The sequence below is a fragment of the Leucobacter sp. UCMA 4100 genome, from assembly GCF_027853335.1.
Taxonomy (GTDB): Bacteria; Actinomycetota; Actinomycetes; order Actinomycetales; family Microbacteriaceae; genus Leucobacter_A.
The window spans coordinates 1,967,990-1,980,793 of the sequence record NZ_JAFEUS010000002.1; the positions used below are offsets into that span (position 1 = coordinate 1,967,990).

A 12,804-nucleotide genomic window follows, 5' to 3' on the forward strand; every position below is an offset into this window, starting at 1 on the left:
AAGGCTCTGCGCTCGTGACTGAGCGTCTGATCCTGCTCGCTGATGTTCCGCTCGATGAAGCGTCAGAGCTCTGGACCAGTGTTCGTGAGTACGATGCCTCATTCGAGAGCGTGCTTTCAGCGCTTGCAGGGCGTGGCATTGGGCAGCTGCGTGATTTCGCTCTGCTGGAGTTTGTTCCCGGGACCCCGGGCGCCGTATCGACTGCCCTTCGCGGGCGTGCGACGATCGAGCTCGACGGTGATACCTACTCGGGCGATGGAGTGACCACCTGGAGCGAGGCGAGCGCCGAACGCGTGAGCTGTGCGACGCTGCGGCTTGATGAGGCGCCCCGAGACACCCCATCACTCCCGCTCAACCGCGGTGTGGTGCAAACGAGTGAGCTCGTCTGGGGGCATGAGCCGCTCGAGCAGTTTTCGCTCACGAATACGAGTGAGACCGACCGAACCGCGCTGTTTCGTAATGCGCCTGCGCTGCGTGCGATGACCGAGACGAGCCCCGAAGAGCAGACGGTTGTGCGCCGAACCGTGCCGCAGTGGATGCTGCGCTTTTCGAGCGGCAAGGTCGTCGGCATCGGTGATCGAGTGGTGATCGGGCGCAGGCCAACCCCGATCGTCGATCACGGCGAAAAGCTCGAGACCCTGCTCTCGCCACAGCGCGAGGTATCGGCAAATCACGCCGTTCTGCGCGGTCTCGAAGATGGCGTTGAGATCATCGATCTCGGGTCGAAGAATGGCACCGTGGTGCAGCCCGAGGGCAGCGAAAGTGCGCTCTTGAGAGGCGGATCAAGCACCGTGTTGCGGGCGGGTGACACCGTCGACTTTGGTGACGGTAATGTCGCCGAGTGCGTTCGCGCTTCGCACCCGTGACACTGGTTGCCCAGCGAACGACCCAGCATGATCGGTAGAATTACAGCGAATTCGTAGCCGATGAAAGCGAGGCAAGATGGCGAGTCGACTTCCCGCGGCCCCGCCTGTGCTCTCGGGCTTTCAATATGTCAGGCCGCTCGGCACCGGAGGCTTCGCCGATGTGTTCCTTTTCGAACAACACATGCCGCGGCGCCCGGTTGCAGTGAAGGTTCTGCTCACCGACATCATCGATGAGGCGCTCTTGCGCATGTTTACCGCAGAGGCCGACGCGATGGCCCGGTTGAGCGCGCACCCCTCGATCCTGACGATTTATGAGGCGAGCATTTCGGCCGACGGGCGGCCATACCTCGTCATGGAGTACTGCCCTTCGTCGTTCACAAGCCGCTATCGCCAAGAAACGATCGGGCTTGAAGAGGTGCTTTCGCTCGGGGTAACCATGGGATCCGCTATCGAGACGGCGCACCGGGCAGGCCTTTTGCACCGGGATATTAAGCCTTCGAACATTCTCGTGACACGCTACGGTTTACCCGTGCTCTCAGATTTTGGTATTGCGACGGCGGTTGGGCCGGGCGCGTCAGGCGAAGACGTTATCGCGATGTCGGTGCCCTGGAGCGCGCCTGAAATTATCGCCGAGCGCAGCACGGGCACGGTGTCCTCTGAGGTGTGGAGCCTCGGGGCGACGCTCTACACCCTGCTCGCCGGGGTGAGCCCGTTTGAAAAACCAGGCAGGGGTATGAACCAGCGTGAGCTTCTGAAAAAGCGCATCGCCAAGGCCTCGTACACCCCGACCGGCAGGCAAGATGTCACGCCAGAACTCGAGAATATCTTGCGCACCGCGATGGCAAAGCAGCCGGAGCATCGGCACGAGAGCATCTTGCAACTCGTTACCGAGCTGCAAGAGGTGCAGCAGAGCCTGGGGTTTCAGGTGACCCCGATCGAGATCGCCGAAGACCCGTGGCAACCAGAACGCACCCCGGGTGAAGAACCGCAGTTTGTTCCGCGGCAACCGCGCTCGCAAGTGCAGTACGACTCGCAGCGGGTCTCTGGGCCCGCAAAACGGTCGCGCAGGCAGCTTCGTGAGCGGGCGAGTGACATGGGAGTTCCCGGGCAAGAGGAAGCTGGGCGTAGCTACTCGCCACGCCAACTCGCGTTGTTCGTTGGTGGCACCGTGATTGTGACGGCCGTGGTGGTTTCAGGCCTTGTGAGCCTGCTCGGGGGTCTGTAAGTGCGCAGGCGCACCTGGGTAGCGTGGGTAGCGAGTGTGGCGGCCGTGGCGGTCGCTGCGACGCTCGCGGTGCTTTGGCCGGGTTATGACGCCAGGCAAGTGCCACCCGATAACGCTTCGGTGTGGGTGCTGCAAACGGGCGACGGCAAACGTTACGCGAGGGTCAACAGCGACCTCGGCGAGCTCGACACCGTCAAAGAGGTCGAGAACCCGAGCCAGCTGGTGCAGCATGGCGACAGGGCGGTGCTCTTTGCCGAGGGCAATCAGCGGCTCTCAACCCTTGATCAGGCCGCACCGAAAGATCTCACCGATGTGAACACCGATGATTTCGAGCAGGCGCCCGCCGAAACGATCGCGGTTGAGACCGCTGGCGAGTGGATCGCATACCTCACAGCTTCGGGCAACGTTTACGTTGGCACCCTCGGCGAACAGGCGATGTCGGTGAGGCTGCAGCGTGGCCCCGCCGCTGGCGGCGACGCCGAGAGCGGCGGGGCAGAGCGCGAGGCCTTTTCGGCGCTCGGGGTTTCGCCGAGTGGTGAGGTCGCGCTTGTCGCCGAGACGACGGGTATGCTGGTGACCGCCCGGGCCAGTGACGGCGGCGTTGCTCGCGAGTGGAAGCTCCCTGAGCCGCCCAACAGCTCTGCCCAGCTCGCGCACGTTGGCGGCGAGTGGATCGTGCTTGATGACGAGACCGGCAAGCTCTGGCAAGAGGGCAAGAACGAACCAATTGCGACCGATATTGAGAGCGGATCGCTGCTCCAATACTCGGCAGAAGGCACGTCTCGCGAGATCGCGATTGCCGACAGCGAGGGGCTCACACTCATCGAGGTGGGAGGCGGTAATGTCTCTCGCCTCACCGAAGCCTCGGGTGTTCCGGCGAGGCCACTGTCGCTTGACGGGACGCTCTATGCCGCATGGGTGTCTGAGGGCTCTGGCTCACTCTATGTCTCGGGCGACGGGCTGCAAGAGCTTGAGTTCTTGGGCGAGAAACTGCCCGATGACCCCTCCCTCTCGCTCATGAGCAACGGGTCACACGTGCTTTTGAACGAGCAGTCGTCTGGGTGGGTATGGAGTGTGCCCGAGGGAACGTTGCTGCCCTCATCGTTGCAGTGGCGAGTCGATGAGCAGACTCCCCAGGTGACCGAGAGTATGAAGCCAGAGAGGGTGCTCGAACCGAAGCCTCCCGTTGCCGAGCCCGATAGCTTCGGGGTACGCGCCGGCGAGAGCGTGTTGTTGCCGGTGCTCCTCAATGACCATGATCCCAACGAAGATGTGCTGACGATTGTGCCAAGCTCGGTGACGCAGCCAGACTCGGCCTTCGGGGTTGTTTCGGCCGCCAACAACGAGCAGCATCTTGTGCTCGATGTTGCGGCAGACGCGACGGGCACGGCCTCGTTTACCTATGCGGTGACCGACGGCACGACCGCAGACGGGCTCAACTCGGCGCCCGCGACGGTGACGCTCAAGGTGATCGATGACGGGGTGAACGAGGCGCCCGTATGGTGCGGTACCGAGGGGTGTCTTGCCGAGTGGCCCACGATTGACGTGGCCCCGGGTGAGACGCAAACGGTGAACGTGCTCGACGGCTGGGTTGACCCCGAGGGCGACCCGCTGTTTCTCAGCGGGATCAAACAAGAGAGCGAGTATGGCCAGGTCGTCACGGCCCCCGATGGCACCGTGACGTTTCGGCACCCGGACCCCTCAGATACTGAGGCGCGCTCGATCTCGCTCGACGTCGTTGTCGAAGACACGAGGGGCGCGACCGCAACCAAAGCGCTCGTGGTGCAGGTGAGCCCGAACCCAGAATTTACCGTTACCGCTTCAGCTGTGACGGGAGGAACCGGGCGGCCCATCACGATTGACCTCAGCGACCAGGTACAAGGAGCCACGGGGGCCGCGCAGATCGACGCGATCACACCGCTCACCGAGGCGACCGGGCAGTCGATCGAAAACCGGCAGGGGCTACAGGCCACGTTTGAAGCTGAAACCGCTGGGTCGTACCTGTTGCAGGCCACCGTCTCTGACGCGATCGGTGAGGCCAGCGGGCTCGTTCGGGTCACCGTTCTCGACCCCGCCGATGCGCCGATCACGACCGTGCCGCTCACCGCCTTCGTGAGACCCGGTGAAGATGCCACGGTTGATGTTGTTGAGGCCGTCTCTGACCCGCTCGGCTCGGTTATTTTGCTCGATGATCTCGACGTCGATCCGGCCGCTGGCTCGGCCCTCACCGTCAACGCTGTAGGGCAACGTCACCTACGGGTTACCGGCGATACCGAGAATGGCGAGCCCGGGGTGCTCGGACGAGCAACGTACCGCGCCTCTGACGCAACGGGGCAGGAAGGGCGCTCTGCCCGCGGCGAGATCACCTTTGTGCTCCTGCCGTCAGCCGAGAGCATCGCACCCATCGCCGCAGACGACCGGGTGACGGTGCGTGCGGGGCAGCAAGTTGATATTCCGGTACTCGAGAACGACACCGCCCCCGCGGGTGCTCACATGGTGCTCGATCCGAGCGCGCTCGTGAACGACCAGGAGGCGGGGCTCGCCTTTGCGACCCCCGAGGTGGTTCGGTACCTGGCTCCTGACGAGCCAGGCAATTACACGCTTTCATACCGGGTGCACCTGCTCGGTTTCCCAGCGCTGACCTCGACCGCGAAGGTGCACATTACCGTCACTGGCGATGAGAGCAGCACCCCGCCAACCGCGCACATGCTCGAGGGGCGTGTGCTCACCGGGCAACAAGTGACGATTCCCTTTACTCCTCAGGTAACCGGGGGCAACGGCGATGTTCCGGTGCTCGACCGGGTGCTGACGCAGCCCGATCTCGGCACAGCCTCGCTCGCTCCCGGCGGCGACGGCATTGTGTTTTCGAGCACGCCGGGCACATCGGGGCAGACCCAGTTCACCTACCGGGTGAAAGACTCCGAGGGGCTTACAGGTGTGGGCACCGTGCGCGTCGGTGTGCTCGGCGAAGAGAGCGACCCGAGTCCCGTGACCTACAGCGACTATGCCCAGGTGCAGGCCGGGCCAGACAACAAGGTGGTGCTCTCTCCGCTCGACAACGACGTCGATCCGAGCGGTACTGCGCTCTCGCTGAAGGACGTGGTGCCGAACGCGACTCCTGACACCGCCGAGTATGAACAGCTTCTCGAACGCATTGAAAAGATCGACACCGACGATGGGCACGTCACACTTCGCGGGGGCGAGACGCTGGGGCCGCTCTCGTACCTCTACACGGTCGAGAACGAGCGGGGCGATACCGCGACCGGAATGATCGTCGTCAAGGTCGTGCGCGAGCAAGTGCCGGGATACCCGCAGGTGCTTGACACGACGCTTACCTCTGAAGACCTCGCCGACCTCGATCGGGGTGTCGATGTGATGAAAGGGAAGGTCACGTGGAACGAGGGCAGGGTAGCTGACCTCGATATGCAGCTGTGGCAGCCGACTGATGGTTTCGAAGCAAAGGGTTCGCGAATTTCGGGGACGGTGCGCGAGAAAGCGCAGATCGTGCCCTTCGAGGTTACGGGTACGACCTTTGACGGCGAAGCGGTAACAACGTACGCGTTCTTGCGCGTTCCCGGAAGCGATGATCACCTGCTGAGTGTGCGATCTTCGTATGCCCAGAACGATGTGAACGAGAACGAGTCGCTCAGTATTGACCTCGCCCAGGCCATTACGGTTCCGGCGGGCGAACGACTCGAGCTCGACGAGAGTTCGGTTGCGTCAAGTGGCGCCAGGGCGAACGCTCAATGTCGCCCGGCCGGAGGCCTCACGGTGCGCTACGACGCGGGTAAAGGCAACCCCTGGCGTGATAACTGCACCGTTGATGTGAAGCTCGCTGGTAAAGACGAGTACACCCGGCTCTCGCTCAACCTGCGGGTGCTCGCAGCAGACCCGATGCCCGAGCTTCGCGCTGCCACGATCACCGTCAACCCCGGGGCGACCGAGCAGTATGAGCTCACCAACATGGTTGAGTGGAACCACGACGGCGATAAGCCGCGGGTCGATCTCGCCACCGCGTACCGTGGAGACCTGTTTACCGTGACGCAGAGCGGTTCAACCCTCACGGTTCGCGCTAAAGACAACGCCCAGCCGAGTCGTCAGGAGCCGGTAATCGTCTCTATTGCAGGTGCCGAAACCGACGCGAGGCTGACGCTCACCGTCGGGCGCTCGCCGCAGACCCTGCCGAAGGGCGCCACCGTGAGTGCAGAATGCTCGCAGAGCGGCGGATCGACCTCGTGCACAGTGCCCGTCGTTGGCAGCCCGGGTGAAGTGAACCCGTTGCCCGGCACTCCGCTCACGCTCGAAAAGGTCTCGCAGCCGGCCCAGTGTGACGGTGTGACCATGAGCGTCGCGAATAAGACGAGTGTGAAGGTCACCTGGCGTGAAGACACCGGCGGAGCCGCAGGGTGCCGCGCTGACTTTGCGGTGAAGGACGCCCAGGGGCGCACCTCAACCGGTGACCGGGTAGGGACGCTCATCTTTGACTTGAAAGGCTTACCAAAGGCGCCGTCGCGGCTTGAATGGGTCGGGTATACCGACTCGAGCGTGACCCTGCGACCGGTGTCTGATCGGGCATCGATTCCCGAGGTCGCGAGCTACGAGGTAACCGGCGCAGGCAAGACGGTGACCTGCCAAGCCGGGCGCGACTGCGTCGTCTCAGGGCTCACGAACGGCGAGCAACACGAGTTCACCGTGAAGAGCGTGAACGGTGTGGGCACTTCACAGGGGAGTGCTCAAACACGAGCGTGGGCATATCGATCGCCTCGGGCGCCAGAGGCCGTCGGTGATGGCTGGGCGCCGATCCCGAACGGAGCTGACGGAGGGCGCGTGCGTCTGAGCCTTACCGTGAGCGACCGTTCGACGGCTTCAGTGACGATTCGCGGTGGTGACCAGCCGGTCACGGTTCCGGTGCAGGGCAGCTCGGTCACGGTCGACTATGCGCTCGGCAGTAACCGGCCGACCGATCTCACGGTGACCCCTGAAACCAAGTTTGCGGTGCCGCCGTCTTCAGTCGGTAGTGGTTCGTCACAGGGAACGGTCTTGCCGCTACGTGGGGTGCACGGTGTTGGCGCGCCGAAGTTCATCTCAGAGGTCGAGAGTAATAGCGCTCAGAACACCGTCACTGTTCGAGTGACTGAAGTGCGCAATAACGGCTCACGGCAGACTGAGTTTGGCTACAGCATCGACGGTGCGGCCTGTACCCCAACGGCAGAGGGTGAAAGAAGTCACACCTTTAGCGGCGTCGCCGCGGGCAAGAAGCACACCGTCGAGGTGTGCGCCCAGCACGTCTTCTGGGGCCAACGTGACTTTGGTGTGAACCGAGCGACCCACGAGGTCACTCTCGACATCCCGGCTCCGGCTGCGGCAAGCTACACGATCGGCAGAACACCGGCCCAAAACAGTGATGGCTCGTGGGTATGGCCTGACGCGACGACGACCGCTGAGGCGACCCCCAGGTACACGCTGCAGTTCGTGTCAGGCAGCAGAACGGGCAGTACGCTCGCGCAGGTACTGCCCGAGTACGGCGGCCGACTCGAGGCCCCGATTTCGGTGCGCAATTGCACCGACGGAGGATCCGTCTGCTCACCGCCGACACCGCTCACGGCAACGGGAGCCACGGTGAGCCCGCGCGTGGTCTTTGACGACGTCGCGGGAGGCGACGGTGTATGCCGTAATAGCGACCTCAGCGGTTACGTCACCGTCTCCGGTTTGCAGAGCGGGTGGCGCATCGAGACGATTGAAGAGCAAGGCAACGCGTTCGTGCGCGTGAGCTTCCCAGGCCTCGGGCTTGACCCGGTCGAGTCGGTGAGGTGCCAGATCGCGGTCGATCCGCCGCCAGAAGCGAGCCCGCAAACAACAGCAACACCCGAACAAGACGGTATGACCGAGAGGAACGGCCAATGAGTACCCTGAGTCCCGAACAGCGAGCGTGGTTCGCAGAGTCATTCACCAAGCTCGTCGCGAACGTCGAGCAGGTGGTACTCGGCAAACGCCACGTCATCGAGCTCGCGTTCACCGCGATGGTTGCCGAGGGGCACCTGCTGCTTGAAGACATGCCTGGAACCGGTAAGACCTCACTCGCGCGGGCAATGGGCAAGAGTGTTCAGGGGGTCAGCACCCGCATTCAGTTCACGCCAGACCTGCTGCCTGGCGACGTCACCGGCATGACGGTGTACGACCAGCGGAAGGCCGAGTTCGAGTTTCACGCGGGGCCCATCTTCGCCAATGTCGTGCTTGCCGACGAGATTAACCGTGCGAGCCCGAAAACGCAGTCGGCGCTGCTCGAAGCCATGGAAGAGCGGCAGGTTACGGTTGACGGTGTGACCCGCCAAACGGGCGCTCCCTTTCTCGTTGTCGCGACCCAAAACCCAGTCGAGCAGGCGGGCACCTATCGGCTGCCAGAGGCCCAGCTTGACCGCTTTTTGCTCAAGACCTCGCTCGGATACCCTGACCATGCGACGACCGTACGCATTCTCGAAGCGAGCGGATCGAAGGCGCCCGAGCTGCACCCCGTCATGACGCTGCAGGGGGTGCTCGAAATGATTGAACTCGCGAAGGGCGTGTTCATCGACCCCCTCGTGATGGATTACATCGTGCGCATCGTTGAGGCGACGAGAAACGCGACTCAAGTGCGTCTTGGCGCGAGCGTGAGGGCGGCGCTCGGCCTCACTCGAGCCGCGAAGGTCTGGGCGCTCGCGCACGAGCGTGACTTTGTGACACCCGACGATGTTAAGGGGCTCGCTGAGGTCACCCTCGCTCACCGACTGGTCCTTGATCCAGAGGCAGAATTTGAGGGAGTCACCGCGGGGGCGGTGATCGGCCAGATTCTGCTCGACACGAAACCGCCCACACAGGGGGCCGAAGGGTGACCTTTACCGGGGGCAGTCGCCACACCCGCACCACGGTGGAAGGGACCGCGCAGCATTCCACCTCGGTGGCGGTGCGGAGCGCGCTCGCGTGGCGACGTATTTCGCGGGGAACCGCGCGAACAGCGCGCACCCTGCGTGCCTCGGTGCGGGCTCAAGGCTGGTTAGCCGTCGGCTTTGCCACGGTCGGTCTTACTGTGGGCATCGTCTTTGGCTGGGCTGAGCTCGTCGTGGCAGGCATCGTCGCTGCGACGCTCATTGTCGCGGCCATGCCGTTCCTGTACGGCGTGAAAGCATACCGGGTTGCGCTTGATCTTGAGCACTCGCGCATTGTCGTGGGGGAGGCAGCAGAGGGCGCACTCGTCGTGACCAATATTGGCAAGCGCGTCGCCCTTCCCGGCGTTATTGACCTGCCGGTAGGAGAGGGCATTCTCGAGGTTGAGGTGCCGCTTCTGAGAGGTGAGGCGAGCCATGCCGAGGCCATGCGCATTCCGGGTGAAAAGCGGGGCATCGTCTCGGTCGGCCCCGCGCGCACCGTTCGTGCTGACGTTCTCGGCATGTTTCGCCGAGAACGCACCTGGCAAGATGCCGAGACCCTCTTCATTCACCCGCGCACGCTCGTGCTGCCGTCGATGTCGAGCGGCCTCATTCGCGACCTCGAGGGGCAAGCCTCGCGCGTGATCGTTCCTGACGATCTCTCGTTCCATGCGATTCGCGACTATCAGGTCGGTGATTCGAGGCGTCATGTGCACTGGAAATCGACCGCCAAAACCGGCAAGCTCATGGTGCGGCAGTACGAAGAGACGCGCCGCTCGGGCATCTCAATCGTGCTTGCGATGGGCGAGGGTGAATACCGCGATGCCGACGAGTTCGAGCTCGCAGTAAGCGCTGCCGGATCCCTTGGCCTGCGCGGCCTTCACGATGGGCGAGACGTGCAGTGCGTTGTGCCGGGCGAGGTGCCCGAGTTCGCGGTGATGCCTGATGCTCTCGCAACGACGCTCGCTGCCCGCTCGCCTCGCATGCTGCTTGACCAGCTCTCGAGCGTGACCTTCGGGCCGCGCGTGCACGGTCTCGTCGAGACCGCACAGCTCGTCGGGAGTAAGCAGGCGCACGCTTCGCTTGCTTTTTTGGTGTGCGGATCATCGCTGACATCCCGCGAGATTCAACGCGCCTCACTCGCCTTTTCGCCCGAGGTGACCGTTGTGGCCGTCGTGTGCGACCAGCACGCCGAGCCCGCCTTCTGGAGCATCGGGAATACTCCGGTGCTCTCGATCGGCATTCTTGACGATCTGCCGCACCTGCTCATGAGGAGCACTCATGGCTGATCGCGCACAGCGTCGGGGGCTGCCGGGCGTTCCGGTCATTGCAACGTGCCTCATTGCGGTGATCGGTGCGGCGGCAGCGTGGCATCTCTACGAGACGGTGCAGGTAGCGGCCGTGTGTGCTGTGGCTGCGCTCACTGGTGCCTCGCTGGCCACGCTGGTGACTCGCTTCCGGCTTCGTTGGTTGCCCAGCGCGCTCCTTGTCTTTGCCGCGTACGTGGTCGGTGCCGCGGCGACAGCAGCCCCAGCGCTCATGACGTTCGACGCCGTGACCACGAGGCCGCTTGAAGCATTGCGCAGTCTTGGCTCAATCATCGCTGCCCCCGTGCTCGGTTGGAAAGACGTGCTCACGCTCGAGCTGCCGCTTGGCACATACCAAACGGTGCTCGCCCCGCTCTTTTTCACCGTACTCGTGAGCACTTTTGTTGCGCTCGTGCTCGCGGCAAGGGACACTCCACGATCCGCCCTTGCGCCACTCGTGGCTCTGCTCATGCCGCTCTACGGTCTCGTGCTTGGCTCGAGCGCTTCGCAGCCGACGCTGCACTTGGTGACCGGACTCGCGAGTTTTCTCGTAGCGCTGGTGTGGCTTGTTTGGCGCTCGTCGAGCGAACGACGCCGTTCACTGCGTAAAGCCGGAGCTTCAATGCGGAGCCGCCGACTGAGGCGTATGGTTTCGGGGGCTGTGGTGCTTGGCGTAGCGGGGCTCGTTGGCGTGCTCGTAACCCCGGTGGTGACCGCTGGCATGACCCGTGATGTTCCCCGAAGCGTGGTGAGTCCCGTGATCGAGACCGCCGTAGAAACGAGCCCTCTGAGCACGTTCCGTGACTACCGCAGCGACGCAACCATTGATGAGATCCTCTTCTCGGTCGAGGCGCCGCAGACGGTTGACCGGGTGCGCCTTGCCACCCTCGACCGGTATGACGGTGTGACGGTGCGCACCGGAGTGAGCGGCGAACGCGACAGCGGGCAGCAATTTCGCCGGGTTGCTGCGACCCTGCCTCTCGGAGAGGGGCGAACTGAGCAGGCCACGATCACCGTTCACAACTACGTCGGGCCGTGGGTTCCACTCGCCGGTCAGCTGGTTGCACTGGACTTTGAGGGAAAGCGGTGCTCAGCCCTCAGTGATAATTTCTTCTACCAGGAGGCATCGGGCACCGGGGTGCAGCTCGCCCAGGGCGGCTTCGCGAAGGGCGACCGTTTGGTGCAAACGGTTCAGCCGAGTGCTCAGGTCGCGCTCAGTGACTTTCAGCCGGCCCGCTCTGGTCCCTCAAGCGACGAGGCTCTCGTGCCTGAGTCGCTGCGCACCTGGGTATCAACGCAGAGCGTCTCGTCTGACGGTGCCGGTCTCAGCGAACTCGTGAGCCGTATGCGCGAGCGGGGGTACCTGAGCCACGCCATCACGCTTGCTGAGCAGCCTGCGACCTGGATGGAGCGCTACGGCATCACTCACTTTGAGCCGAGCCGGGCCGGGCACGGAGTAACCCGCATTGACCGCCTCTTCACCGACCTGAACCGGCGCGAAGCCGAGGTCGGTGCGGGCGCCGATGCCGCCGACTTGGTGGCCGCGGTTGGCGACGACGAACAGTTTGCCGTCGCCGCGATGCTCGTGGCCGACTCGCTGGGCTTCGAGAGCCGAGTTGTGCTTGGTGCCCACCTCACCGAACCAGAGGGATCGGCCGTGCCCCCGTGCGAACTCGGGGAATGCACGGGAGCACAGATCACCGCGTGGATCGAGGTGCGCGATGCCGCGACCGGCTCGTGGGCCCCGATCGATGTCACCCCGCAGCACGAGATCGCACCGAAGCCTGACGCGACGCTCACGAGTGACCCGAAGCACATGACCGAGGCGCCGATACCCCACAGCGAAACGGTGCCGCCACCAACCTCATCACCCGGGCAAGCTGGCGCAGCAACGCCAGACGACGAGCGCGGGGCGAAGTGGTGGCAGTCGCTTATCGTGCCGCTCAGGTACGCCGCGACCGCGTTGCTCGCAATCATTATTCTCGCCACGCCATTTGTCGCGATCTGGCTCGTGAAGCGCAACACCGACCGGAGACGCGAGCGGTCAGAGCACGCCTCAGACCGGATGGTCGGTGGTTGGCAGAGCGTTGTCGACCAGGCCATCGACCTCGGAGCAGCAAAGCCGGTGACTGAAACACGGCTCGAATATGCGGCGCAACTGCGCGGCTACGAAGAAGCGGCGGCATCGCTCGCATTGAGGGCTGACGAAGCCGCCTTTTCAGGGAATCGCGGGTCGCACGACGATGCCGACCGTTTCTGGAACGACGCTCGAGAGATTCGCGGCGAGATGCGTGCCGAACGAACGAGGTGGCAGCGATTGCGTGCGCTCATCTCGACGCGATCGATCAGGGCCGGCATTTCGCGCGAGATTGCTGAACACGAGCTTCAGCAACGCGACCCCGGCCAAGATGTGCATAATCAAGTTGTCTCACACACAGGTGCGGCAGAATGAAAGAACGAGAAAAGAAAGGCAGCGCACTCAGCATGATGAACGTGAGAACCGT

The 12,804-nt window shown here is 63.7% G+C and carries 6 protein-coding genes; all 6 read left to right on the forward strand.

Annotated features, from left to right (window positions below; translation table 11 throughout):
- Positions 1 to 14 precede the first annotated feature (14 nt).
- Positions 15 to 866, forward strand: a complete 852-nt coding sequence (locus JSO19_RS09220; RefSeq protein WP_270911274.1) for an FHA domain-containing protein — start codon at positions 15 to 17, stop codon at positions 864 to 866.
- A 76-nt stretch (positions 867 to 942) separates the two neighbouring features.
- Positions 943 to 2,091: a serine/threonine-protein kinase gene (locus tag JSO19_RS09225; RefSeq protein ID WP_270911276.1), complete on the forward strand. Its 1,149-nt coding sequence runs from the start codon at positions 943 to 945 to the stop codon at positions 2,089 to 2,091.
- Complete coding sequence (locus JSO19_RS09230; protein ID WP_270911277.1) at positions 2,092 to 7,995, forward strand: Ig-like domain-containing protein; 5,904 nt, start codon at positions 2,092 to 2,094, stop codon at positions 7,993 to 7,995.
- The gene (locus JSO19_RS09235) at positions 7,992 to 8,960 is read left to right on the forward strand and encodes an AAA family ATPase (RefSeq protein WP_270911278.1); all 969 of its coding nucleotides are present in this window, start codon (positions 7,992 to 7,994) and stop codon (positions 8,958 to 8,960) included. The genes JSO19_RS09230 and JSO19_RS09235 overlap by 4 nt, the downstream gene beginning before the upstream one ends.
- Positions 8,961 to 9,025: 65 nt before the next feature.
- The gene (locus JSO19_RS09240; protein WP_270911279.1) at positions 9,026 to 10,282 is read left to right on the forward strand and encodes a DUF58 domain-containing protein; all 1,257 of its coding nucleotides are present in this window, start codon (positions 9,026 to 9,028) and stop codon (positions 10,280 to 10,282) included.
- Positions 10,275 to 12,752 carry a transglutaminaseTgpA domain-containing protein gene (locus JSO19_RS09245; protein WP_270911281.1) on the forward strand — a complete coding sequence of 826 codons (2,478 nt, stop codon included), beginning with the start codon at positions 10,275 to 10,277 and terminating at the stop codon, positions 12,750 to 12,752. Before JSO19_RS09240 ends, JSO19_RS09245 begins: the two co-directional genes overlap by 8 nt.
- The last annotated feature ends 52 nt before the right edge of the window (positions 12,753 to 12,804 follow it).